The 26,161-nt window shown below is 43.5% G+C and carries 20 protein-coding genes, 1 tRNA gene and 2 pseudogenes; 12 read left to right on the forward strand and 11 right to left on the reverse strand.

Annotated features, from left to right (window positions below):
- The first annotated feature begins 75 nt into the window (after positions 1-75).
- Positions 76-1,475: pseudogene (locus GKR48_RS15880) on the forward strand (IS3 family transposase).
- A gap of 49 nt (positions 1,476-1,524) precedes the next feature.
- On the opposite strand, the pseudogene GKR48_RS18330 reads toward GKR48_RS15880, so the two are convergent.
- Together GKR48_RS18330 and GKR48_RS15890 are read right to left on the reverse strand one after the other, a co-directional pair.
- A pseudogene (locus tag GKR48_RS18330) lies at positions 1,525-1,800 on the reverse strand (DcrB-related protein); the annotation flags it as partial.
- Between the two features lie 563 nt (positions 1,801-2,363).
- Complete coding sequence (locus GKR48_RS15890; protein WP_227528850.1) at positions 2,364-2,630, reverse strand: MazG-like family protein; 267 nt, start codon at positions 2,628-2,630, stop codon at positions 2,364-2,366.
- A 481-nt stretch (positions 2,631-3,111) separates the two neighbouring features.
- Here GKR48_RS15890 and GKR48_RS15895 point away from each other — a divergent pair, with 481 nt between their 5' ends.
- Entirely contained in the window at positions 3,112-4,191 is a 1,080-nt protein-coding gene (locus GKR48_RS15895) for an ImmA/IrrE family metallo-endopeptidase (protein WP_154628786.1), read from the forward strand.
- A 3-nt stretch (positions 4,192-4,194) separates the two neighbouring features.
- Here the strand turns inward: GKR48_RS15895 and GKR48_RS15900 are convergent, their stop codons facing one another.
- From GKR48_RS15900 to GKR48_RS15915, 4 genes are all read right to left on the reverse strand, one after another.
- Positions 4,195-5,139: an alpha-glutamyl/putrescinyl thymine pyrophosphorylase clade 3 protein gene (locus GKR48_RS15900; RefSeq protein WP_154628787.1), complete on the reverse strand. Its 945-nt coding sequence runs from the start codon at positions 5,137-5,139 to the stop codon at positions 4,195-4,197.
- 3 nt (positions 5,140-5,142) lie between these two features.
- Complete coding sequence (locus GKR48_RS15905; protein ID WP_140171802.1) at positions 5,143-6,120, reverse strand: thymidylate synthase; 978 nt, start codon at positions 6,118-6,120, stop codon at positions 5,143-5,145.
- Positions 6,121-6,430: 310 nt separating this feature from the next.
- Positions 6,431-7,705: a tyrosine-type recombinase/integrase gene (locus GKR48_RS15910; protein WP_154628788.1), complete on the reverse strand. Its 1,275-nt coding sequence runs from the start codon at positions 7,703-7,705 to the stop codon at positions 6,431-6,433.
- Between the two features lie 317 nt (positions 7,706-8,022).
- Positions 8,023-8,107, reverse strand: a tRNA-Leu gene (locus tag GKR48_RS15915).
- Between the two features lie 419 nt (positions 8,108-8,526).
- Between GKR48_RS15915 and ampH the strand changes: the two genes are divergently transcribed.
- Together ampH and GKR48_RS15925 are read left to right on the forward strand one after the other, a co-directional pair.
- Positions 8,527-9,753 carry a D-alanyl-D-alanine-carboxypeptidase/endopeptidase AmpH gene (gene ampH, locus GKR48_RS15920; RefSeq protein WP_154628789.1) on the forward strand — a complete coding sequence of 409 codons (1,227 nt, stop codon included), beginning with the start codon at positions 8,527-8,529 and terminating at the stop codon, positions 9,751-9,753.
- A 221-nt stretch (positions 9,754-9,974) separates the two neighbouring features.
- Entirely contained in the window at positions 9,975-10,475 is a 501-nt protein-coding gene (locus tag GKR48_RS15925) for a hypothetical protein (protein WP_154628790.1), read from the forward strand.
- A gap of 93 nt (positions 10,476-10,568) precedes the next feature.
- Here GKR48_RS15925 and lptG read toward each other — a convergent pair whose 3' ends face one another.
- Positions 10,569-11,645, reverse strand: coding sequence for an LPS export ABC transporter permease LptG (gene lptG, locus GKR48_RS15930; protein WP_154628791.1), 1,077 nt, complete (start codon positions 11,643-11,645; stop codon positions 10,569-10,571).
- On the reverse strand, positions 11,645-12,742 hold the full coding sequence (gene lptF / locus GKR48_RS15935) for an LPS export ABC transporter permease LptF (protein ID WP_336431188.1): 1,098 nt from the start codon (positions 12,740-12,742) through the stop codon (positions 11,645-11,647). Before lptF ends, lptG begins: the two co-directional genes overlap by 1 nt.
- A gap of 276 nt (positions 12,743-13,018) precedes the next feature.
- Between lptF and pepA the strand changes: the two genes are divergently transcribed.
- The 4 genes from pepA (at position 13,019) to GKR48_RS15955 (ending at position 19,280) form a co-directional block, all read left to right on the forward strand.
- Positions 13,019-14,530: a leucyl aminopeptidase gene (pepA, locus tag GKR48_RS15940; RefSeq protein WP_154628792.1), complete on the forward strand. Its 1,512-nt coding sequence runs from the start codon at positions 13,019-13,021 to the stop codon at positions 14,528-14,530.
- Positions 14,531-15,268: 738 nt separating this feature from the next.
- On the forward strand, positions 15,269-15,718 hold the full coding sequence (locus GKR48_RS15945; protein ID WP_154628793.1) for a DNA polymerase III subunit chi: 450 nt from the start codon (positions 15,269-15,271) through the stop codon (positions 15,716-15,718).
- A gap of 38 nt (positions 15,719-15,756) precedes the next feature.
- On the forward strand, positions 15,757-18,627 hold the full coding sequence (locus GKR48_RS15950; protein ID WP_195848266.1) for a valine--tRNA ligase: 2,871 nt from the start codon (positions 15,757-15,759) through the stop codon (positions 18,625-18,627).
- Between the two features lie 149 nt (positions 18,628-18,776).
- Entirely contained in the window at positions 18,777-19,280 is a 504-nt protein-coding gene (locus tag GKR48_RS15955) for a GNAT family N-acetyltransferase (protein ID WP_154628795.1), read from the forward strand.
- Positions 19,281-19,413: 133 nt separating this feature from the next.
- Here the strand turns inward: GKR48_RS15955 and rraB are convergent, their stop codons facing one another.
- A complete protein-coding gene (rraB, locus tag GKR48_RS15960) occupies positions 19,414-19,836 on the reverse strand; it encodes a ribonuclease E inhibitor RraB (protein WP_036949139.1) in 423 nt (140 codons plus the stop codon).
- A 162-nt stretch (positions 19,837-19,998) separates the two neighbouring features.
- Here rraB and argF point away from each other — a divergent pair, with 162 nt between their 5' ends.
- Positions 19,999-21,024 (forward strand): ornithine carbamoyltransferase, encoded by a 1,026-nt coding sequence (argF, locus tag GKR48_RS15965; protein WP_154628796.1) that lies wholly within the window; start codon positions 19,999-20,001, stop codon positions 21,022-21,024.
- Positions 21,025-21,082: 58 nt separating this feature from the next.
- On the opposite strand, the gene phnX is transcribed toward argF, so the two are convergent.
- A complete protein-coding gene (gene phnX / locus GKR48_RS15970) occupies positions 21,083-21,892 on the reverse strand; it encodes a phosphonoacetaldehyde hydrolase (protein ID WP_154628797.1) in 810 nt (269 codons plus the stop codon).
- Between the two features lie 25 nt (positions 21,893-21,917).
- On the reverse strand, positions 21,918-23,036 hold the full coding sequence (phnW, locus tag GKR48_RS15975; protein ID WP_154628798.1) for a 2-aminoethylphosphonate--pyruvate transaminase: 1,119 nt from the start codon (positions 23,034-23,036) through the stop codon (positions 21,918-21,920).
- Between the two features lie 150 nt (positions 23,037-23,186).
- Between phnW and phnR the strand changes: the two genes are divergently transcribed.
- The 3 genes from phnR to phnT all read left to right on the forward strand — a co-directional run bounded on the left by phnR (position 23,187) and on the right by phnT (position 26,160).
- A complete protein-coding gene (gene phnR / locus GKR48_RS15980; protein WP_154628889.1) occupies positions 23,187-23,894 on the forward strand; it encodes a phosphonate utilization transcriptional regulator PhnR in 708 nt (235 codons plus the stop codon).
- Positions 23,895-24,029: 135 nt separating this feature from the next.
- Positions 24,030-25,043 carry a 2-aminoethylphosphonate ABC transporter substrate-binding protein gene (gene phnS, locus GKR48_RS15985; RefSeq protein ID WP_154628890.1) on the forward strand — a complete coding sequence of 338 codons (1,014 nt, stop codon included), beginning with the start codon at positions 24,030-24,032 and terminating at the stop codon, positions 25,041-25,043.
- Positions 25,044-25,050: 7 nt separating this feature from the next.
- Entirely contained in the window at positions 25,051-26,160 is a 1,110-nt protein-coding gene (gene phnT, locus GKR48_RS15990) for a 2-aminoethylphosphonate ABC transport system ATP-binding subunit PhnT (protein WP_154628799.1), read from the forward strand.
- The last annotated feature ends 1 nt before the right edge of the window (position 26,161 follow it).

The following is a 26,161-nucleotide window of genomic DNA, read 5'->3' on the forward strand; positions in this document are numbered from 1 at the left end:
ATCTAGATTTTTAAGGAGATAACTATGCTAGCTAATCCAGTTCCAATTGATGTGAAAACGAAAGGTCAAACTTGGTTGTTACTACCGTATAATGGGGCTCACCGAAGAATTGTTAAAGAATTAGATGTGAGTCCTTCCGTGGTCTAAGTGGAGAAATGAACTTGTTGAAAGCGGTCTATTGCCTACAGAATCGCCGTGAGAAAATGCTACTGCTGATTTTTCAGCGGAGCAGAGATTTTTCATCGTGATTGAAACTGCAACAATGTCTGAGCGCGAGTTAGCTGAATACTGTAGGTCTAAAGAGGTATTTGTCGATGACGTTAAAGCTTGTCGAGCACTATCTATCAAGGCTCAGAGCGCAACATCGACGAAACCGCTGCACTACTGGTTTTGCGGGAAAAGTTCAATGCCCTCAGGGAAACCAGCGAGGAAGACTGATCCCTATTCCAGAGCGGCTTAAATTAGTTACACTTGTTGATGAAGCTGTGCGCAAAGGGGCAACAAAGATAAAGGCTTGTGCCACTGTTGGGTTATCCATACGCACGTTTCAGCGTTGGACTCAGAACTCTGGTGAAGTCACAGGTGATATGCGTCAACAACCTCGGCAACATGAGCCTCATAATAAGCTCTCAGAAGCAGAAAAACAGCAGATATTAGATACCTGCAATACAACAAAGTATGCAGATTTACCGCCGAATATCATCGTTCCAATGTTGGCTGACGAAGGCATTTACATTGCCTCAGAGTCCACATTTTATCGGGTACTAAAAGCAAACAACCAGCTAGGCAAGCGGACGCGTATCAAAGCTGGCACAAGATCTTCTCGACCAAAGGTTCAAAAAGCCTGCAAACCGAACCAAGTATGGTGCTGGGATATCAGTTATCTGCCATCTAAAACAAGAGGAAAGCACTATTACCTCTATTTTATAATGGATATCTTCAGTAGAAAAGTAGTGGGTGCGGAAGGGTATGATCATGAGCTAGGCGAATATGCAACAGAGTTACTCCAAAGAACAGCATGGCGGGAAAAGTGTGTGCAGGGCGACATTACTTTGCACTCTGACAATGGCGCCTCAATGAGAAGTTACACTATGCTTGCAAAGATGCATGACCTTGGGGTAGTAAGCTCTTACTCCAAGCCTAGAGTAAGCAGTGACAACCCATACTCAGAGTCATTATTCAAAACAATAAAGTACTGTCCTTCATGGCCAATGGATGGGTTCTCTTCAATTGAAGATGCTTGATGTTGGGTGGGTAATTTTGTTGACTGGTATAACAATGAGCATAAACACAGTGGCATAAAGTATGTGACACCTCAACAGAGACACTGCGGCAAGGATAATGAAATTCTCCGACAGCGTATGCAAGTCTATCGTCGCGCTCAATTGAACCATCCAGACAGATGGAGTCGGCAGACAAGAGACTGGAGTTATATCGATGAAGTGTACTTGCCCCCTGAAAAGTGCGCAGCGTAACCATTAACGTTGCCAAATTGTAAAAAAGACGACAACTTGCCTGCTTTTTGTTCGGGCGGTAGCGTGAACTAATAAGGTAGCCGTGAATCCCGTCGCGTCCCAGTACAGAGGGCTTTTCTTCAAGGAGTTGCCAATCTTTTTGGGAGCGTTGCAAAAGTTGCTTTTGGCGAGCAACATAGTCATCAAAGGTTTCATCAGCGGGTTTGTTATCCCGAGAAATGTTAACCGCATTGCCAGTGGGGGAAATCAAGATGTTGACAGTTTGTTCTTTGTAGCCCTCAGGCAGGCTGATGCTTCCTTCTGTGAATAAACAACGTTGCTTCATGTACGTAATCCTTTGTTTTTTTATATGGTTTGTTGAAGGGTAAATATTAATGTAATAGTGAAAATTATTAGATTAAAACGAAATTTATAGGCTACTATGTTACATAAATTAAATTATCAACATTATTGAATGGTTGTAAATATAAAATAGTTGTGAGGCTTTATGATTAAGAGCCTACCTCAATAGGTGATACAAACAGTATTTTAAGCAGCTGGCATTAACGTTTAAAGACGATAGATACTGCGTCAGCAAACATCAGTTCTCTAAAGTTATTTATTTGTCAACTCCCTATTGAGATAGGTTCTTAGTAACCAACAATGAAACTTATTGGTTCAGACATAATGATAAATTATGAGAACAACACAGTAACTTTTATTTAACTGAGATAAATTAACAAATTATAAATGAAATTACGAGAAAGTTTATCGCTGGTGATAATAAATACCACTCCAATTGTGATAACTTTACAGGATCGAATAAAGATTAAGGAAATATATTCCGATATAATTCCCATTTTTACATACTTAAAAACGGAGATTAGAAATAAATACACTAACTATTACTTATAATTTTTGTCTGTCATAATACTCTATAATTTGTAATGCGACAGCCGCAATTTGAACTAGTTCATCACGGGAAGTGCCTGCGAACTTCCCTCCGTAATAATCATGTAGAATAGCTTGATTAAATTCACCGACCTCTTCACCTAGAATAGATGCCCATATAAACGGGCTAAGATCACGATCTGCACCCCACTTGATATCCTGACTATTCATTTCAGCTATGACATCTTTAATCGCGTTAGTACCTAAATGTTTGTCTTTCATCATATTATAAACTTTTTTCGTTAAATCATAATACTTAAGGTTTAGCATTAAAATTCTAGACAGTCTATACTTAACATGTATATTATTACTTCAATAGTTAAGAATTTTTTGCTATAAACTAAATAATCAATTTTTAATCAAAATTATACAAGTGATAAATTTTGCATATTTCCTTCCATAGCAAGCATTTAAGAAGTATTTGTGAAAGTGAGAGCTACGCAAAAGAAATCTTGGGAGTTCAATTATCCAAAAAATTATTACGTCGTATTTTTGATATTGATGCTACACAGAATATACTAAGTTTACCTGTTGGAAACCCAAAATCATCCTTTCAGGATGGGGAAGAATATATTATAGTATGCCTCGACTCTAGCACTGATATCGGTTTCACTTGTGGGCATACTACCCCTCCCAAAAATGCAGATGGTTCAGTTGACTGGAGTAATGTTAGTCGAATTAAGTTAATGTTCATAGGTGATGAAAAATGATTAGTAAACTTGGGTTTAGCCCTGACCGGGTGTCTCCTCCGGGCGATACAATCATAGATCTGATGGATGAACATGGTATTACAGATCAAGAATTCAGTAAAAAAATTGGCCTTTCCCTAAAAAAAGGACAGCAATTACTGAGTGGAGATATTTCACTTGATGAAAATCTAGCTTATAGACTACAAGATCTATTTGATGTTTCTAGCGATTTTTGGCTGAGACGTGAAAGCAGGTATAGAAAACACATTACACATTTGGATAATACCAATAAAGCATGGCTTAATACCCTCCCTGTACGAGATATGATCAAGTATGGTTGGATTCCTAAAACATCATCATTTGAATCAAAACTGAAAAACTGCCTAAACTTTTTTGGTATAAATTCGGTAAACGATTTTAACATAGAATTATCTCCTTTAGTTGCATTCAGAAAGTCCGTCAGTCTAAAAACTATGCCAATGTCTGATTTGGTCTGGATAACTAAAGCAAAAGAAATCAGTTCAAATCATCAATGCAGCACTTGGAATAAAGATAAACTAAAAAGTCTAATACCTGAGCTGCGTAAAATTACAAATGAATCTGATATAAAAATATTTATACCACGCATTCGTACTCTCCTGGCTACAGCGGGTGTTACTTTAGTTGCTCTTCCAACTCCTTCAGGATGTCGTGCAAGTGGCGCAACTTGCTTTTTTGAACCCCATAAGGCAACTCTAATTGTGAGTTTCCGGTATCTAACAGATGACCATTTTTGGTTCACTTTATTCCATGAGATTGGCCACCTTATCCTTCATGATGCTATAAGTATCCGATTAGAAGGAGAAACAAAATTGTCCTTAGATGAACAAGAAGAAAAAGAAGCTGATCTATTTGCAACTAATACTCTAATACCAGAACCTTTTCAGGAGAAAATCAAATACTTTAGCGCTAGAAACTGGAAGGAGATTGTACGAATTTCTAGACTGGTGGGAGTGTCAAAAGGAATTATTCTAGGTCATCTACAACATATAGGAAACATTCCATATTCTCACCTTAATAGGCTTAAGGTGAGGTATGAAAAGGATGATATCCTATAGTCTTTATCCTCCGAAATATCTATAACTATCGGGGGATTTTTGCCAATTACAAAGTGCATCTTCTAATACCTGCATTCTTAGATAATTAATTGGCAATATTGTTGCAAGTGAAGATAACTTTTTGTTTAATACCTCAATTGAATCGCCACTACCTATATTGTTACTGAATAAAAGCCGACACCCTTTTATTGGCCCTGTGGAGTTACGTAAAAAAAGATGATTAGGCTCGACGTCTAATAAGTTCGTCTTTTTTAACATTGTTAAATAATCGAACTTAGCCGTTCTTCCGAAGGAAATAACACTTCTCATATTTGAATATAATACTTCAAAAAGTAATTCTGGAGTCTGAGCAATCATTTTTGCTTCATCAAATCTTGCTTCATGACTTCTCGTTTGTCCTATAAAGTTAATGTAAGATTGAAATACTTTAGGAATTGAGCGTCTAGAATTATATTTTAAAGTTTCATACTTTCGATGATTACCATATTGCCTTTGCGTACTTCCTCTTATTAATTCTAAAGAATTATTTTCGTACCACATTTCAAAAGCTCCAAAATTCTCTGTTATCTTATCCCAAGTCCATATATCTGTACCTAATCCACTATATATATCACTACAAAGTTTCCACTTTGTTTTAATATTCTTACCAAAATGGGTAGCAAGAAAAATTAACCAACATGCTTCATCATAGTTACCTGATTCATAATGTAATCTAGCTGCTCGTATAGGATCAAATAGGTCAGAGTTTGGCTCGGTACGATAAGGACTTACTGGCTTACTACTGTTTGAAATAACTTTTACAAATTCTATACGACGAATACTATCAACTAATTGCATAGCAAGTGTCATATAATGCTCATCTGAAGAAAGTCCATTAAGAGAATATTCACTTCTATTAAAATTTTTTAGTGATAATACTAAATTATGTGCTAGATTATGCCTTCTCATTTTTTATTTTCCTTCAAAAAAAATTTCATATGAACTATTCACAAGCTTGCCTAGCTCAACTTTAGCCTCATTTGAATATAATGGATTATTCTCTTTTAAAAGAAAATGAATTTTTATGATTCGCATTAAATCTTTCCAGTAATCATTTAATTCGACACTATCAAGATCATAAAGCTTATTATCCCTTAATTCTTTTTCTATGTTTAATAACTTAAACCTATAATCAAGAGTATCTATTGCTGGCATTACATCCATTATAGACCGTGTACTCATAAAACCTTCTTTTTGCAAATTATTTATTTTTTCAAAATCCTTCTCATACAAATGCATACTAGATACAAAGTGATAATAATTACCTAACTCACATTGTAAAATTCTAGCAACAAACTCTTGTATCATTGTAAAAGCGAATATATCATGAGTTAGTCCCATAAATGCATCATTAGAACGCATATTAGAAAATAAATGTAATTTATTTTCTCTAATTAAAAACTGAAGAGATACAGTGCATGGAATATCTTTATATTCACTTAATCCATTATTATCCTTAGAAACCAAATCTGAAGAATCGAATAATTGTATTAAAGCTCTTCTACTCGTTTTTTTATTTTTTAATAATGATATTATATTTTCTATCTGATTATACATATTATGCATATTAAAAAGACGAGATCCATATCCTCCATGAACCTTTCCATCTTCTTCTGCGTAATCAATATATTTAGGTATATAGTGATGGATAAATGAAAGATCATTACTTCCTGTTAAATACCACAAAAACTCCCCTAAACAACTGATTATTTTACTTCTAGATTCCGTTCGACTAACACGCTTTGTAGGGTCAGTCAGAATTAAGCATGCTCCTAATATTTCAAGATTCTTACCTTTTGTTGGTGAGTTTTCGATGCCACCAGACATAATAGCCTTATGCACACCGTTCAGTAAATCATCAATACAATTAGCTTCTTCAAGAAATGCCATAGTCTCGGCTCTTACCAATTTCAACGTATTTCTTTATTAACACCTACATATTTTTCAGTCAATCCCTGTATAAAGTAAATGAGTAATAGAAGCATTAAATTAGTATTAATAGCTTTATAAGTAGACTTTAAAATATATTTTTATCCAAATACTGAGCGTGATTATACGTGTAACGGATCTAATACTTATCTATATACCCAGCTCAATCCATGTAGAGTTATATCCCTTCTCATACAAAATTGTACCCATCGTGTAAAGGGCTCCATCCCCTTACAGCTTTCCTTTATATCACAACAATTGATGATCTAATTTAAATTATCTTTAATGGATCATTGCCAAACTTAGCAAAACTAAAAGGCGAAATTTCTTTCTCCCTATTCGCATCCAGATAATCTGCCCACCATTGCACCATCAATCGCCGTTCCTCAATATGTTCCGCTTTATGAATATAAGCAGCCCTGACTGAGTTACGCTCTTGGTGGCTCATTTGTCGTTCTACCGCATCCTTCGACCACAGTCCTGACTCAATCAACGAGCTACATGCCATCGTTCTAAAACCATGTCCACAGACTTCCGTCTTAGTGTCATAGCCCATTACACGTAATGCATTGTTAACCGTGTTTTCACTCATTGGTTTTCTTGGATTATGATCACCGATAAAGATCAGTTCGTGGTTACCACTGAATTGATAGATCTGTTTCAATATCTCAATGGCTTGTCGGCTTAAAGGTACTAAATGGGGCGTGCGCATTTTTGATCCACGATGTGAGTGTTTAACCCCTTCTATCGCTTCGCGTTCAGCAGGGATCGTCCACATGGCATTTTCAAAATCGATTTCATCCCAACGGGCAAAACGCAGTTCACTGGAACGAATAAAGACTAATAAGGTGAGTTTTACTGCAAGTTTAGTTAAAGGCCTTCCTTTATAATCATCAATGCGTTTTAAGAACTCTGGTAGGCGTTTAAGCTCTAATGCAGCTCTATGAACTCGTTTACCAGTGGCAACTGCACCAGACATATCTTGCGCTGGATTATAGTCGATTAAACCACTTTGGACTGCATAACGCATTATGGCGGTTACACGTTGTTGCAAACGTGCCGCAACCTCAAGACGTCCAGACATCTCCACTGCTTTAATCGGTTCGAGTAGATCACGAGTTTTCAGTTCAGCAATATTGCGTTTACCAATAGCAGCAAAGATATTGTCCTCAAGGCTTTTGAGGACTCGATGACTATGCCCTTCTGACCACTTCTTATTGGTCGCATGCCAATCGCGAGCTACCTTCTCAAAGGTGTTAAATTCCTTTTTCTGTTCTTCCTTTAATTCTTTCTTGAGCTCGCGAGGATCGATGCCTAAAGCAACTTGCTTTCTAGCGGCATCCCTTCTTTCTCTTGCATCCGCTAAAGAAATTTCAGGGTATACACCAAAAGCCATCAAATGTTGTTTGCCGCCAAAGCGAAAACGAAAGCGCCAATATTTAGAACCATTGGGGTGAATATAAAGAAACAAGCCATCACTGTCTGTCAGTGTATAAGCTTTCTCGTCTGGTTTAGCTGCTCGAACTTTCGTATCGGTTAATGCCATATTCTTTGTCCTCTTCACCCCAGAGTGAGTATATAAACGAGATATCTCAGATTACTGTCGATGATTTCGAGCTGAATAACCAACTATGTGCCTACGCCACAGGCTGCGCCTGCATTGCTCTAACATCAGTAATTTGAGATAAAATGAGTATACATTCATTATCGAAGCGGTGTATATACTCAGATGTATACTCACTCGGAGGTTGATGTGGGTTGAGTTAAGTTGATATGCATTGACTGAAAACGCGGGAAAAGCCTTGCAAACACTGGATTTTAGATACAAAAAAAGACGTCGGTTGACGTCTCTTGATGTTCTTATGGTGCCGAAGGCCGGACTCGAACCGGCACACCCGAAGGCGGTTGATTTTGAATCAACTGCGTCTACCAATTCCGCCACTCCGGCACGAAGTGATGTGTTTCTTGGAAAACGGTGCCATTATACTTGCCTGATGCCGACTGGCAACATTTATCTTGAACAATCAGATTGTTCGATTAAAAAAAAAGCACCTGAAAAAATCTTTCCATAAAAAGCGCAATATCCCCTGTTATGTTCAACAACATTTGAATATCTATGCTAATTTTCCTAAAAGCATTTTCATTGTCTTAACCCTTGGGTGACTGGCGACAAAGCATAATTTTTGTTAGTTTATCCGCACTCTTATGTAAAATTATAAAGGCATATTTTATGGGCTTTGTTGGATGGATAGCCACTGGTCTGGTTATTGGCATCTTAATTGGTGTCGTCATGAAAATTTTCTCAAAGAAAAAATAAATATTGGCTGAAAAGCCTTTTATAAACAATCATATCGGCTGGCTTCAAACATGAAGAAAACGTTTCTTAAAATTTTGTCGGTATCCGCACTCTCTGCGGCATTGATGGCCTGTTCCTCAACGACAGAAAAAAACTCGCAAAGCTCACCAAATGGCATGCTTGCAGGTAACTCCGAGTGGCAAATATTCGAAGGTGATAGACGAACTTACGAACGAGTCACCAAAATTGTCGATATGTATGCGAACCGCATTTATAACGAAAGCGATGCCCGTGGCATGGCGATTATTGTTATTGATAATAACCAAACCTTATCCCGCTATTATGGGGAAACTGCGCCGGGTAGCAGACAAAAACCGGGCCCTAACTCCCTGATCCGTATCGCTTCTGTTAGCAAATTAATGACCAGCGAAATCTTAATTAAGCTGGAGCAAGATAAAAAACTAGCGATCACCGACCCGCTACAGCAATACAGTTACAACGGTGTTACCGTGCCTGATAACAATAGCGGGCAACCTATCCGACTGTATCATTTAGCGAGCCATACCAGTGGCTTACCTCGCGAACAGCCGGGTGGAAAATGGGGTCGCCCTGTCTTTATCTGGCCAACCCAAGAGAACCGTTGGACATGGCTGAAAACCGGTAAGCTCGATTTTACGCCGGGCACTGAAGCGGCTTATTCCAACCTCGCCTATGATTTACTCGCCGATGCGATGGTCAAAGCGACAGGGCAGTCATACCCGCAATTGTTCAGCAAATACGTGACATCTCCGGCAAAAATGACGGATACCACCTATACCCCAAGCAAAGGTCAGTGCGCCCGATTGATGGAAGGCACCAAACCAAGCCCTTGCCATAATACCCTTGCGGCAGCAGGAAGCGGCGGTGTGTATTCCACGCCGGCAGATATGCAAAAATGGATGCAGCAATTTTTATCCACGGATAATAACCTACGTAAAGCGACTGCAGCCCGCGAGCAGGGTATTTTCTTCCCGCGTGAAAAGCTGTTAGATGCCAAAGGGATGGACGTGGCAGGTTATGCTGATGGTCTAGGTCTTGGCTGGGTTTATATGAAGCCTAAAAACGGTATCCCGGGGATCTACCAGAAAACTGGCGGCGGCGGTGGATTTAATACCTATATGGCGATGATCCCACAGCAAAATATTGCGGTATTCGTGGTGATGACACGTAAAGATGGTAGTAAGTTCAGTAAGTTAACCGCCGGTGTGAATGATATGGTTGCTTCATTATCGTCTAACCATGCGTATGGGAAAAATTGAAAGGGTACCGCCGACGCGATTAATGCACTGGCGAGTTATACCCCTACCCTAAAACGCGGATTTGTGCGCCTACTGACATTTATCGTGACAACTGCCTGAGCCCTTCAGGCAGTTTGTTACTCGTCGCTATTTTTGATAGGCGGTTGCTTTTTATGCAATATTTTAGTATGACCTTTCGCTACTCTTAGGCCTTCTTACTCATAATTAGCGAAGGAACTAAGATGAAAATTATCCCGCTTTCCGCTCATAACATATTACGCCCCAGCTCCGTAAAATCAGGAACGAACACTGTTTCTGAATTAGTACAGCAACTCAGAAATGTATTTAATCATCAAAAAGCCTTTCCACAACCTAAAAAACCAGACTATGTCGAAATAGATCTTTCAAGGCTGGTTAATGAGAAAGCGGATGATCCGAACATTGAAGCAACCGCTGAGTATAAAAAACTATTAGCAGATACCAGGAATGAAGCAAAGCAATCATACATTCAAGCGACCTGGAAAAATGCTTACAGGATTAGAAAATCATACAGTGCAAATGGCGGTTCGTTCTCTTATGCACAACAGATTGCCAACAAAAGTGGAAAAAACGTGATAGGCATTATCGGTGAATATACCTCTCAGACGGAACAAAAAAGGATCCAGCAAGTATTATTTAAGCCACAAGGAAAAATTCAATCGATGCTGAGTAATTTCGGTAATTTTATCCTCAGCATAAAGTGAGTATGGTCTTGATATGAAGACTTGCCGTCGACAATAAAAAAGGCTGTAAAATCATTCGATTCTACAGCCTTTTTTCAATTTAAAGGGAATGGACTATTTTCGTTTAACTAACAAGAAGATACTCACACCCAAGAACAAGACACTCGGCAGCGCAGCCGCGAGCACTGGCGGAATGGAATAGACCAAACTCCAGTTACCAAAGCCTTGGTTTAAGATGTAGAACAAGAAGCCGCCCACAATCCCTGAAATCACACGCACGCCCATCGGCACCGTACGCAGAGGTCCGAAGATAAAGGAAACCGCCATCAACATCATGACTGCCGCAGAAAGTGGCGCTAGGATTTTTTGCCACATACTCAGCTGATAAACCGAAGCGACTTGCCCGCTCTCTTTCAAATAGGTGATGTACTGATACAGGCCACGAATTGAAAGTGAATCCGCATTCAGGGAAACAATGCCTAATTTCTCTGGGGTTAAATTGGTTTTCCAATCATAGGTTAAACGCTGTGAACCGGTAATTTTTTGCTGGCTACCCAAGATAGATTCTTGAACTTGAGATAACACCCACAGTTTTTTATCTGCATCATAAGTTCCGCGAGCGGCAAACATCACTGACTCTAATTTGCGATGATCATCGAAGCGATAAATAGAAACATCTTGGATGGTGCTCGCATCTTTAATACGTTGTATATAGATAAAGTCATGAGCATCTTTCGCCCACATACCTGAATCCGTCACCACCAAAGAGCTACCAACAATTTTTTCTGCACGGTAGTTACGCGCCCACTGCTCGCCCGCAGGTGCAATCCACTCTCCCATGATCATCGTCACGATAACCAATGGAATCGCTGTTTTCATCACCGACATCGCAATTTGCAAACGGGTAAAGCCCGACGCTTGCATTACCACCAGTTCACTGCGGGAAGCTAACGCGCCTAATCCCAGCAATGCACCCAATAATGCCGCCATTGGGAAGAAAATATCGATATCTTTGGGAACGGTTAATAAGGTGAAAACCCCTGCGCTCATCGCCGTATAATCACCGTCACCCACTTTGCGAAGCTGCTCGACAAATTTGATAATCCCTGAAAGGGAAACCAACAAAAACAGCGTCATCAAAATCGAATTGAGGATGGTTCGGCCGATATACCTATCTAAAACACCAAACATCAGGCAACCCCTCTGGTCAACTTAGCACGCATTTTGCGCATTGGTACGGTATCCCATAAATTCAGTATTACTGCTAACAACAAGTAACCGAAGTTAACCGCCCACATTGCATATTTAGGATCGATATCCCCCTTATCCGCGCTATTACGTAATGTACTTTGTAATAAGAAGAAAATCAGGTACAGCAGCATGGCTGGGATCATGCTGAGCACGCGCCCTTGACGAGGGTTCACTTCACTCAGCGGCACTACCATCAACGCCATCACGACCACAGAGAATACAATGGTTAGACGCCAGTGGAATTCAGCATTGACCTCAGGATTACTTTCATTCCACAGCTGCATCATGGTTTTTTGTTCCACTTTATCCGTACTGACATCCGTGGCTTTATGGTCAACAACGGCTTGGTAATTCACGAAGTCAGTGATGCGGAAATCTCGCAGCATTGCCGTGCCTTCGTAGCGAGTACCTTGGTCTAGCACCACCATCTGGCGGCCATATTCGTCTTCTTTCATATAACCGCTATCCGCAACCACAACGGAAGGACGCTGCTCATTGGCAGTACGCAGCTGAGCTAAGAAAACATTTTTAAAATCATTGCCTTTGACTTCGCCGATGTACAACACAAAGTTGCCATCTTTGGTGGTTTTAAACTGCCCTTCCACCATCGCCGCTAAACCGGGGTTGGCTTTTGCATCCGCCAACACTTGCTCTTGATACTGAGATGACCAAGGCAACATCCAAGTAATATTGGCAACAGCGACTAAGGCGGTTAATGCAGCAAGTACCAGCGCCGCTTTTACAAGCACACTTTTACCCAGACCGCAGGCATGCATCACAGTAATTTCGCTTTCTGTGTACAATTTGCTGTAAGTCATCAATAGCCCAAGAAATAGGCTTAAAGGTAAGATAAGTTGCGCCATCTCCGGCACACCTAATCCTAATAATGGAAGAACTAAATTTGAAGGAATATTCCCCTGAACAGCGGCACCTAAGATGTCGATGGACTTTTGACTAAAAAAGATAAGCAGCAGGACAAAAAGTATCGCCAGCTGGCTTTTCAGGGTTTCCCGAACCAAATATCGAATAATGATCACGCTTATTACGCCTGTGAAAACTTGTCTTTTGGGATGAAAATGGCTAAGTTCGTTCTATGACAGCCATTTACTAAAATATACTCTGGTTTATTGTTTGGCTAGAATGATATAAAAGCATTATCTATACTAAGTGCTATATCGGAATATGCTTAATATAAGCGAAACTAGGTATTTGCTCAATTTAACACAAAGAGTTCATTCTCTATAAGCCAGATCATGCGAAAGGCTAATTTTAACTGGAGCATCGACCTTTGTCTTTAAGATTCAGGAGAACGCATGGAGTTTAGTGTAAAAAGTGGTAGCCCGGAAAAACAACGTAGTGCTTGTATCGTTGTCGGAGTCTTTGAACCACGCCGTCTGTCCCCTATCGCTGAACAGCTGGACAAAATTAGTGACGGATATATCAGCGCCCTGCTGCGCCGCGGTGAGCTTGAAGGTAAAGTAGGTCAATCCTTGCTGCTGCATCATGTGCCTAACGTTCTATCTGAGCGTATTTTACTGATCGGTTGCGGTAAAGAACGTGAACTCGATGAGCGTCAATTCAAACAAATCATTCAGAAAACCATCAGTACTCTGAATGAGACTGGCTCGATGGAAGCCGTTTGTTTCTTGACTGAGTTACATGTAAAAGGTCGCAATAACTACTGGAAAGTTCGCCAAGCAGTTGAAACAGCGAAAGAATCCCTGTATGTCTTCGACCAGCTGAAAAGCAACAAAACTGAACACCGCCGTCCACTGCGTAAACTGGTCTTCAATGTACCAACACGCCGTGAACTCACTAGCGGTGAACGTGCTATCGCCCACGGTTTAGCTATCGCCTCTGGCGTTAAAGCGGCTAAAGACTTGGGTAATATGCCGCCAAATATCTGTAACGCTGGCTATTTAGCGTCACAAGCTCGTCAACTGGCAGACATTTCTGACAGCAAACTGACCACTCGCGTAATCGGCGAAGAGCAAATGAAAGAGCTGGGCATGAATGCGTACTTAGCGGTGGGTCAAGGTTCTCAAAATGAATCTCTGATGTCCATCATGGAGTACAAAGGCAATCCAGATCCAGAGTGCAAGCCAATTGTCCTCGTCGGTAAAGGTTTAACCTTCGACTCAGGCGGTATTTCCATCAAACCCGCTGATGGCATGGATGAAATGAAATACGACATGTGCGGTGCGGCGACCGTTTACGGCGTCATGCGCTTTATTACTGAGCTGCAACTGCCAATTAACGTCGTCGGTGTACTGGCTGGCTGTGAAAACATGCCGGGTGGACACGCATATCGTCCAGGTGACGTCCTAACCACCATGTCTGGCCAAACTGTTGAAGTGCTGAATACGGATGCGGAAGGTCGTTTAGTCCTGTGTGATACCCTGACTTACGTTGAGCGTTTCGAGCCTGAACTGGTTATCGATATCGCCACATTAACAGGCGCATGTGTGATTGCCTTAGGTAGCCACTACACTGGTTTAATGTCCAACCACAACCCACTGGCTCACGAGCTGTTAAATGCTTCTGAACAAGCGGGCGACCGTGCTTGGCGCTTACCGTTAGCCGACGAATACTATGAGCAAATCAGCTCTAACTTTGCTGATTTAGCAAACACAGGTGGTCGTCCGGGTGGTGCAATTACCGCAGGCTGCTTCTTAGCACGCTTTACGGGTAAATATAACTGGGCACACTTGGATATCGCCGGTACTGCATGGCGTTCAGGCAAAGCTAAAGGAGCAACCGGTCGTCCGGTTTTTATGTTAGCTCAGTTCTTACTGAACCGCGCTGGTTTAAATGGTGACGAGTAATTTCGATTACGATTAAAAATCGCCATTGATTAAGTTGTAATTATAATATCCCGATGAGCAGGTTCTGCGATTCGGGATATTGTTTTTAAGCAACAAGCAGTTAGGTCACACTTACCACTCCATTTTGAGGCTGTGGTAAAAACGAGTATAATTCAGCGCAGATTTAATCTTGCTTTAGGTCAGCGAAAGAATACAACCAACACTCCTGCAAATTGATGGGTAGCAACTCGCGATATACCCTAGATAATTCAGTTTGTAGGTAGGCGGCAAGTAATTGAGACCTTGGGAGCATACAAAAGTATGTGACCGAGGCGAGAGAACGTAGCCAACACCCCTACAAATTGAAGTATGACGGGTAGACCCTAGATAATTCAGTTTGTAGGTAGGCGGCAAGTAATTGAGACCTTGGGAGCATACAAAAGTATGTGTCCAAGGCGAGAGAGCGCAGCCAACACCCCTACAAATTGAAGTATGACGGGTAGACCCTAGATAATTCAGTTTGTAGGTAGGCGGCAAGTAATTGAGACCTTGGGAGCATACAAAAGTATGTGTCCAAGGCGAGAGAGCGCAGCCAACACCCCTACAAATTGAAGTATGACGGGTAGACCCTAGATAATTCAGTTTGTAGGTAGGCGGCAAGTAATTGAGACCTTGGGAGCATACAAAAGTATGTGACCGAGGCGAGAGAGCGCAGCCAACACCCCTACAAATTGAAGTATGACGGGTACAGACGGGTATATGAAAAAAGGTACGTTTTACCAACTCCAACAGCCCTCCCCACAAGCGGAATACGAAGCCCACGAATGGCTCGCTTGTGAACTTGCTGCACAAGCGTGGCGCAACGGAAAACGCATTCTGATTGCCTGCGAGGATCAGTTGCAAGCTGAAAAAATGGATGAGGCGCTTTGGCAACGGGATCCTCACCAGTTTGTACCCCACAATTTGGCGGGGGAAGGCCCTCGTTATGGTTCGCCGATCGAAATTTGTTGGCCAAATAAACGCGGCAATACACCTCGCGATATCCTGATTAATTTACAAAGCCAATTCGCAGATTTTGCAACGGCTTTCCATGAAGTGATAGACTTCGTGCCTATCGATGAAACTTTAAAACAGTTGGCGCGTGACCGGTATAAAACTTACCGGAGCGTCGGCTTCAATTTGACCATGGCGACGCCGCCAACTTACTGAACACAAAGATAAAAATGGAAAAGAAACCAGACAACGCAATGATCGAGCCATCCCTCGACAAAACTTATAACCCAGCGGAAATCGAACAGTCCCTGTATACCCACTGGGAAAAAAACGGTTACTTCCGTCCGAACGGTGATACTTCAAAAGACAGTTTCTGCGTCGTGATCCCACCGCCGAACGTCACAGGTAGCCTGCACATGGGTCACGCCTTCCAACAAACCATTATGGATACCATGATCCGTTACCAGCGTATGCAAGGGAAAAACACCCTATGGCAGACGGGTACTGACCACGCGGGTATCGCAACTCAAATGGTGGTTGAGCGTAAAATTGCGGCTGAAGAAGGTAAAAACCGCCATGACTACGGTCGTGATGCGTTCATCGACAAAATCTGGGAATGGAAAGCGGAATCTGGCGGCACTATCTCTCAACAAATGCGCCGTTTAGGTGACTCTGTTGACTGGGATCGCGAGCGCTTCACCATGGACGAAGGCTTATCTAAAGCCGTTAAAGAAGCTTTCGTTCGTATGTACAAAGAAAACTTAATCTATCGCGGCAAGCGTCTGGTTAACTGGGATCCGAAACTGCACACCGCAATTTCTGATCTGGAAGTTGAAAACCGCGAAGTTAAAGGTTCTATGTGGCACCTGCGTTATCCGCTGGCTGACGGCGCGAAAACTGCTGAAGGGAAAGACTATTTAGTGGTTGCGACCACGCGCCCAGAAACCATGCTGGGTGATACCGGTGTGGCCGTTAACCCTGAAGATCCACGTTATAAGGATTTAATTGGCAAAGAAATTATCCTGCCAATCATCAATCGCCGCATTCCAATCGTAGGTGATGAACACGCCGATATGGAAAAAGGTACCGGCTGTGTGAAAATTACCCCAGCCCATGACTTCAACGACTACGAAGTGGGTAAACGTCACCAACTGACCATGATCAACATGATGGACTTAGATGGTAACGTTCGTAACGAAGCGGAAGTGTTCGACACTAACGGCAACCCTTGCACCGATTACAGCAGCGAAATTCCAGAAGCCTACCGTGGCATGGAGCGTTTCGCAGCACGTAAAGCTATCGTCGCTGAATTTGAACAATTAGGTTTACTGGTTGAAGTCAAACCTCACGATTTAACCGTACCTTACGGTGACCGTGGCGGTGTAGTTATCGAGCCAATGCTGACTGACCAATGGTACGTGCGTACCGCGCCTTTAGCGAAAGACGCTATCAAAGCCGTTGAAGATGGTCGCATTCAATTCGTTCCGCGCCAATACGAAAACATGTATTTCTCTTGGATGCGTGATATCCAAGACTGGTGTATTTCTCGTCAATTATGGTGGGGTCACCGTATTCCAGCTTGGTATGACGACAAAGGCAATGTTTACGTGGGTCGTGATGAAGACGAAGTTCGCCGCGAAAACAACTTAGGTGCCGATGTAGCACTGCGCCAAGATGACGACGTACTGGATACTTGGTTCTCTTCCGGTCTGTGGACATTCTCAACCTTAGGCTGGCCAGAAAATACCGATGCACTGAAAACTTTCCATCCAACGGATGTATTAGTCAGTGGCTTCGATATTATTTTCTTCTGGATTGCCCGTATGATCATGATGACCATGCATTTCATCAAAGATGAAAATGGCGAACCTCAAGTTCCGTTTAAAACCGTGTACATGACAGGTCTGATCCGCGATGAAGAAGGTCAGAAAATGTCTAAATCCAAAGGGAACGTTATCGACCCACTGGATATGATCGACGGTATTTCATTGGAAGCCTTACTGGAAAAACGTACTGGCAACATGATGCAGCCACAACTGGCTGAGAAAATTGCTAAGCGTACTCGTAAAGAGTATCCAGACGGCATTGAAGCACACGGTACTGATGCACTGCGCTTTACCTTAGCGGCACTGGCATCAACGGGTCGCGATATCAACTGGGATATGAAGCGTCTGTCCGGTTACCGTAACTTCTGTAATAAATTATGGAATGCGAGCCGCTTCGTTCTGATGAACACCGAAGGTCAAGATTGCGGTCAAAACGGCGGCGAAATGAGCTTCTCATTGGCTGATCGCTGGATCATGGCGCAGTTCAACCAAACCGTGAAAGCGTACCGTGAAGCGTTAGATACTCACCGTTACGATATCGCAGCGGGTATTCTGTATGATTTCACCTGGAATGAATTCTGTGACTGGTACTTAGAGCTGTCTAAACCTGCGGTTCATAAAGGTAATGAAGCCCAAGTTCGTGCGGCGCGTTTCACCCTGATTGAAGTACTAGAAGGCTTACTGCGTCTGGCTCACCCAATCATTCCATTTATTACCGAAACCATCTGGCAGCGCGTGAAAGTGGTGAAAGGGATTGAAGCTGACACCATCATGCTGCAAGCGTTCCCAGAGTTCGATGCCGCGAAAGTGGATGAGCTGGCACTGAGCGATTTAGAGTGGATCAAAGAGACCATTGTTGCTGTCCGTAATATTCGTGCAGAAATGAATATCGCTCCGGGTAAACCATTGGATGTGATGCTGCGTAGCACCTCTGCGGATGTGGCTCGCCGTGTGACTGAGAACGAAAACTTCCTTCGTTCAATGGCGCGCTTAGCAAGCATTCGCGTGCTGGCTGAAGGCGAAGAAGCCCCAGTTTCTGTGACTAAATTAGTCGCAGGTGCTGAAGTGCTGATCCCAATGGCAGGTCTGGTTGATAAAGACGCTGAGCTGGCTCGTTTAGATAAAGAGCTGGAAAAAGTGGTAAAAGAAATTGATACCATTGAAAGCAAGCTGGCAAACGAAGGCTTTGTAAGCCGTGCCCCTGCTGCCGTGGTTGAGAAAGAGCGCGCGCGTTTAGCGGAAAATATCGAAGCGAAAGCGAAGATTGAAGCGCAAAAAGTGACTATCGCCTCTTTATAATCATTACGCTTTAAATCTCTAGCCCTGACTCGTCGCCGATGAGTTAGGGCTTTTTTGTATTCTGAGTATTGAAAAGCCTAGGAAGATACTCAATATCATAAATATTGCAATTAAAAATATAAATAATACAAATAGAAAGAGATATTCTTATGACAACAAACACAACCTCAACCGTTCAAGTTCGTTTAATTCAACCTCAAGATAACCCAGGGATCGCCGCTGTTATTCGTGAGGTTTCCGCTGAACATGGGCTAACCGCAGATAAAGGTTTCGCAGTTGCGGATCCTATTTTAGACACGCTGTATGACGTGTATAGCAAGCCACGCAGCGCATATTGGGTGGTGGAAATGGACGGTAAAGTGGTTGGCGGTGGCGGCATTTCACAAGTCGCCGGTGGTGATGAACACACCGCTGAATTACAGAAAATGTATCTCTCTTCTGTGCTGCGTGGAAAAGGTTTAGCCAAGCAAATCGTCTTAATGTCCTTGGAATTCGCTAAGCAGCAAGGCTACACCCGCTGTTACTTAGAAACCACCAAAGAGCTACAAGCCGCTATTAAATTGTATGAAAAGCTGGGTTTCGATTTTATCGACGAGCCATTAGGCAATACAGGTCATAGTGACTGCGAAATTCGCATGCTAAAAGCCCTGTAATGCTCATTAATTATGTGATGCAAGAGCTAGCAGACTGATATAAAAACAAAAAAGCACTGACGATATTCTCAATCAGTGCTTTCTTATCTTTCAATCCAGCGGTATTACCGTGTATTGAAATTTGAAGGATCAATTAGTGAACGCGATTTTCGGACTCATCGTCCCCTTCGTCATCACCGTCTTCATCATCGTATTCTGCGTCTGGATCTTCAAAATAGGTGCCCCAACCATCGTAGTTCACACCGATTTTTTCTGCTAATTTCATTAACTGCTCAACTTGCGCGTCGATCAGTTCTGCATTTAAGGCACTTTCGCTGATCACATCACAACACATCAGGGTTTCACCGGTTTCAATTTCCAGTTCTTCCGCATCAGTCACTTCATAACCCAGTTTGAATGCTTCAACAGCCGCTTTTTCTAACAATTCAAAATTGTCCGCAGAGAAGTGATGCTCAATCGCGTACAGTGCATCAGGATCACTTCCATCTTCCAGTAACTCTTCAATGATCAGGCGAGTTTCTTCGTACTGCGCATCAAATTCAGCTTTATCTACCATCTCCACACCCCTTGTTCCGTGGTATTAGTCTCCGGCTCATTCTCCCATAGGGTCGAAGGTGAAACCATACCTAATAAGATAATTTCTTTTGCATGAGGGGTTGATTTTGAATTTTTATGGATATAAATTGAATATTAATTCAATTATAAAAGGCTGTAATTTATGAATCCCCTATATGGAAAGCATTTTTTAAGATTACTAGATTTTACCTCTAACGATATTCATGCATTATTAAAACTCTCCACTTGGCTAAAATCAGCCAAAAAATCTGGTACTGAGCCACCTTTATTAGCGGGTAAGAATTTTGCGCTGATCTTCGAGAAAGATTCCACACGGACGCGCTGCGCATTTGAAGTCGGCGCTTTCGACCAAGGGGCAAGAGTTACCTATCTTGGGCCATCCGGTAGCCAAATCGGGCACAAGGAGACCATGAAAGACACCGCCAGAGTATTGGGTCGGATGTACGATGGCGTGCAATATCGGGGTTATGCACAAAGCACCGTCGAAACATTAGCTCAGCATGCGGGAGTGCCTGTCTGGAATGGATTAACTAACGAATTCCATCCCACACAGTTATTAGCCGACCTACTCACCATCCAAGAACATAAACCGAATACACCGCTTTCTGACATCAAGTTCGCCTACCTCGGGGATGCACGCAATAACATGGGAAACTCAATGTTAGAAGCAGCGGCATTAACAGGCATGGAGCTGCGTTTAGTGGCACCAAAAAGCTGCTGGCCAGAGGCTGAATTAGTTACAGAGTGCCAGAAAATCGCTAAAACCACTGGCGGAAAAATCATTCTGACGGAAAACGTGGCAGAAGGCGTTAAAGACGCAGATTTTCTGTATACCGATGTGTGGGTTTCGATGGGAGAACCTAAAGAAGTCTGGGCGCAACGCATTGCTTTAATGAAACCGTACCAAGTGAATATGGACGTGATCAAACTGACGGGTAACCCAGACGTGAAATTCTTACACTGCCTGCCGGCATTTCATAATGAAGACACGACATTAGGCGCTCAGCTTGCCAAAGAGTTTAATCTTTATGGTGGACTGGAAGTGACGGAAGAGGTGTTTGAATCCCCTTACAGCATTGTGTTTGACCAAGCAGAAAACCGCCTGCACACCATTAAAGCGGTGATGGTAGCGACAATTGCGCCCGAATTACCGATAAATATTTTCTAAATCTACCGACCAAGTAGGCAGGCGCCCCTACTTGATCAGTTTGAATATTGATGTCTAGCTACGGCGTTTCGCCTTTTGCCAATTTTGCGTTGATTTTGTCAATCACACGAGGAAGATCCGCTAGCGTATCAATCACATAATGGGCGCCCGCCGCATACAGTTTGTTCGCAGCTTGCTGACGTAATGGCGCAATTTCTTCTTGGCTCATGCCTTGATATTCATCCCATGTTTTACCGAATTCATTACCCGAAATAGCGAGCCCAATACTCCACATTCCCGCATTGCGCCCCTCTTCAATTCCCGGCACCGCATCATCCACCTTCACACAATGGGAGACGGAATTAACCGCCAATTTAATCACATTTTGCAGCGCCATCCACGGCCCTGGACGTCCGCCAGCCGCTAAATCATCGCTCGCAATCCAGTAATCGGGCTGATACCCCAATGTTGCCGCCGCTGGAACCAACTTTTCCATTACCGCCCTTGGGTAACCTGAACAAGAACCTATTTTAATCCCCTGCTCACGCAACGTTGCAATGGTGCTAACAACCCCATCAATCGGCGCTGCAAAATCAACCACTTTGGCAATCTGTAATGGCATAAACGTTTGGTAGATAGCATCGATATCTTCGCTGGTCATTGAGCGCTCAAACCTTGCCTGCCACATGGCATTAATCTCTGGTAATTTTCCTAATGCTTCAATATGTTGCCATTTTCCTAACCCCATAGGGATACGGGCTTGTGCCAGTGTAATATCAATCTCAAATGCGGCTTTAAATGCTTCGATAAAAATCTGTGTCGGTGCAAAAGAGCCAAAATCGACCGTCGTTCCCGCCCAATCCAAAATAACAGCTTCAATACGGTTCATGATTAATCCTTATTTTTACAATACGTTATTTTGCTAATGCCTTGTTTTTCCAATACATCGCATTCTTAATTGCCACCAATAGCGCATCAATATTGTGTGGATACACTTCCCCAATATTGCCAATGCGGAAGCAATCGCTCTTTGAAACCTTACCCGGATAGATCACAAACCCTTGGGCTTTGAGCTGCTGATAAAATTGGTTGAACTGATAATCTTCGGTACCTGGCGAATAAAATGCCGTGATAATCGGCGATTGTTGGCTATCGTCTAATAATGTGCGAAATCCTAACTGACGCATACCGTCCACCAGCTTGCGCTGATTTTGCTGATAACGCTGGAAACGGGCGCTCACACCACCTTCTTGAGCTAGCTCTTTCAGTGCTTGAGCGAAAGCCAACACCGTGTGTGTTGGGGAGGTAAAGCGCCATTTTCCATGAAATTGTTCCATGCAGCGCCATTGTGCATACAGATCAAGGGACAACGAACTCGAGCGTCCCGCACATTTTTCCAGTTCGCTGGAACGAGCTATCACAAACCCAAACCCCGGCACTCCTTGGATACATTTGTTTGCAGAGCTGATCAGAAAATCAATATTCAGCGCCCCCACATCCAGAGGGATCCCCCCAAAACTGCTCATCGCATCCACGATATAGCGTTTCTGATAGCGCTTGGCTAATACCGCAACTTCCTCGATGGGGTTCAAAATCCCGGTGGTGGTTTCACAGTGCACCATCGCAATATGGCTGATTTGGCTATCTTGCTGTAGAAGCTGCTCAATCACTGCCACATCAGGCTTAGCCACTTCACCGCAATCATAAACATGGTGTGAAATGCCCATTAGCTGCGCCATTTCTGCCATTCGGGCGCCATAAGCGCCATTGCTGACAATCAGGATTTTATCTTGCGGTGCGAGTACCGAGCCCAGCGTCGCTTCTACGGCGTAGCTACCACTCCCTTGGAGTAACACACTGGTATACCCCGCTTGGGTTGTCGCCAATTCCACCAGCTGTTGGCGAATACGTTGCACTACCCCTAAGTTGTAATCATCGTCCCATGTGCAGCTATCAAACAGCATGGCCTCTTTCACGGTTTGTGACGTGGTCAAAGGTCCCGGTGTTAACAGCAGATATTGATTCATTGTCATTTAAATTCACCATTGGTCTATACCAGATTGATATTATAATGACGGCAGATGAACAAGAAGGTCAAAGGAAAAGACGCCCTGCAACAAAAAATTCATATTGACGTGTATAATGGATAAAAAATTTTGCGACGAAAAACGGATACATTATCGATGGATGAACAGCCACAGTACCTTCTTATCAAAGCGCAATTACAAGCAAGAATTCAGAACGGCGCGCTGAAAAGTGGCGATAAACTGCCCTCTGAACGCGAACTGTGTGCCATCTTCAATACCACGCGCGTCACTATTCGAGAAAGCTTGGCACAGCTAGAATCTAGCGGCGCAATTTACCGTTCTGAGCGCCGAGGCTGGTTTGTGACGCCCGAGCGTTTATGGCTCGACCCAACGCAAAATACCAACTTCCATAAGCTGTGTTTAGAGCAAGGCCGCCAGCCCAAAACCAAGTTGTTAGAAGGGAAGGTCGTCACCGTGCCTATCGAAGCCATGACGCCACTGCAATTGCAGCCTTTCGAACAAATTTACCTACTCACTCGTCTGCGTTATGCGGACGACCGCGCCGTTTGCTACAGCGAAAACCACTGTCTTCCCGCTCGCGTACCGGAGCTATTAAGCCATGATTTGAATGGCAGCCTCACCGAAGTGTATGAGCAGCAATATGATTTGATTTATACCAGTATGCATTTATCGTTTTATCCCACCGCCATGCCACCACAGGCGGCCAGCGCATTAGGGGTTACAGTCGGTCGCCCAGCCCTGCTGTTGCAACGTTTAAACTACGATCAGCACGGGCGAATTTTGGATTATGATGTGGAATATTGGCGTCATGACAGCCTGCGCATTGAGGTCGATACCCTCTAACTTTCACTTCAAAAATAAATTTTTGCTTTCTCGGTAGATTTCATTTTTCTGTCACATAAACCCGTTAGCGTAAAAACACTGGTATATACCAGATAACTTTAACGACTCACTAGAGATCTGGAGATGAAACGTAAAATGAAGCCTACCCCTCTTGCCGTATTGCTCCTTGCCGCCCTAGGTTCGACCTCGGTTTTTGCCGCCCCTGTCGTCACGGTTTACTCCGCAGATGGTCTCCATGATGGCAATAACAGCTGGTATCAGGCTCAATTTGATGCCTTTACTCAGCAAACAGGGATTAAAGTACAGTACGTCGAAGGCGGCTCCGGTGCCATCGTTGAGCGTTTAGCCAAAGAGCGCACTAACCCACAAGCGGATGTACTCGTCACCGTTCCCCCGTTTATCCAACGTGCGGCCAAAACCGAATTACTGGCAAAATTCACACCGGATGCCGCGGTAAGTATTCCTAACTCAACGGAGTACTACACCCCCATCGTCAATAACTACCTGACCTTTATCTATAACGACAAACTGCTAAAAGCCCCTCCAGCAACGTGGAATGAACTCCTCGACGCCCGTTTTAAAAATAAACTGCAATACTCCACACCAGGGCAAGCGGGAGATGGCACTGCCGTCATGCTTCAAGTGTTCCATAGCTTCGGTGGCAAAGAGGCCGGTTTTGATTACCTCGGTAAATTACAAGCCAACAACGTCGGTCCATCCGCCTCAACAGGAAAACTCACCGCATTAGTCAATAAAGGTGAGCTGTACGTGGCAAACGGCGATTTACAGATGAACCTTTCCCAAATGGAACGCAATCCGAACGTGAAAATCTTTTGGCCAGCCGATGAAAAAGGCGAACGCAGCGCGCTGATTCTGCCTTATGTGGTTGGCTTAGTGAATAACGGCCCTGAAACTGAAAATGGCAAAAAACTGATTAATTTCCTGTTAGACAAACAAGCCCAAAGTCACGTTAGTGAACTGTCATGGGGGATGCCAGTACGCTCAGATTTGACGCCAAACGATCCGCAATTCCACAAAGCCACTGAAACCCTCAAAGGCGTCAAAACATGGCAACCGAATTGGGACGAGGTTGAAGTGTCTCTTTCGAACGATATTACCCGTTGGCACAAAGTGACTGAAAGCGAGTAAGTGAGTTATGTTGATGAAAAGAAAGACAGAAACACCAAGCCAGCGCACTGATCACTCAGGCATTGTGCTGGAATCTTTGCGGGTTTCTTACCATAACAATGTGGTGCTTAAGCCGTTATCCCTGACCATTGAGCCCGGTGAAATACTGGTGCTCATTGGGCCTTCCGGTTCAGGGAAAACCACCGTGTTACGGTCAATTGCAGGCTTTGCACAACCAGACAGCGGACGCATTTTAATGGGTGATACGGATATCACCCACCTCCCCCCGTATCAGCGGGGGCTGGGCATGGTCGTACAGAACTACGCCCTCTTCCCGCATATGAAAGTGGAAGATAATGTCGCCTTTGGCTTACGCGCCCAAAAACAGCCTAAAGCGCTGATCAAAGAGCGCGTGGCAGAGGCATTACACATCGTAGGAATGAGCGACTATGCCGCCCGTTACCCGCATCAATTATCCGGCGGTCAACAGCAGCGCGTCGCCATCGCCCGCGCCATAGCCGTTCGCCCACGAGTACTTTTGCTCGATGAGCCGCTATCAGCCCTCGATGCCCAAATTCGTCATAATATGGTGGAAGAGATTGCAAGGCTACACCGCGAATTGCCTGAGCTAACCATTTTATACGTCACCCATGACCAAACTGAAGCCCTCGCTCTGGGGGATAAAATTGGTATCATGAAAGATGGCTATTTGGTGGCCCACGGAGAGAAAAACGCCCTTTACCATCGCCCGCCTAACCGCTTTGCCGCCGAGTTTTTAGGGCGCGCCAATATTCTGTCGGCAACCGCCTTGGGCTTTTCCTCCGTACCTGCCCAAGTCAGTGTGAGCTGTGGCGGAACGCTAATTGAAGCGCAAACCCAAGGAATGCAGCACAATAGCCACAAATTAATCTGTATTCGCCCGCAGCATATTAGCCTCACCCCACGTACAGATACCTCAAACCAATTACACGCTACCTTACAGTCCATCCGTTGGCAGGGGGATATTACCCACTTATTGTGTGATGTGGCAGGGGAAAAGGTGACGGTCGCTGTCACCCATTTATCCCCGTTACCGCAAGCTGGCGATAAACTCACGCTGTGGTTTTCTCCCACTGATACTGTGTTGATTGAGGAATAAT

Source organism: Providencia sp. wls1943 (genome assembly GCF_009706275.1).
GTDB lineage: Bacteria > Pseudomonadota > Gammaproteobacteria > Enterobacterales > Enterobacteriaceae > Providencia > Providencia zhijiangensis.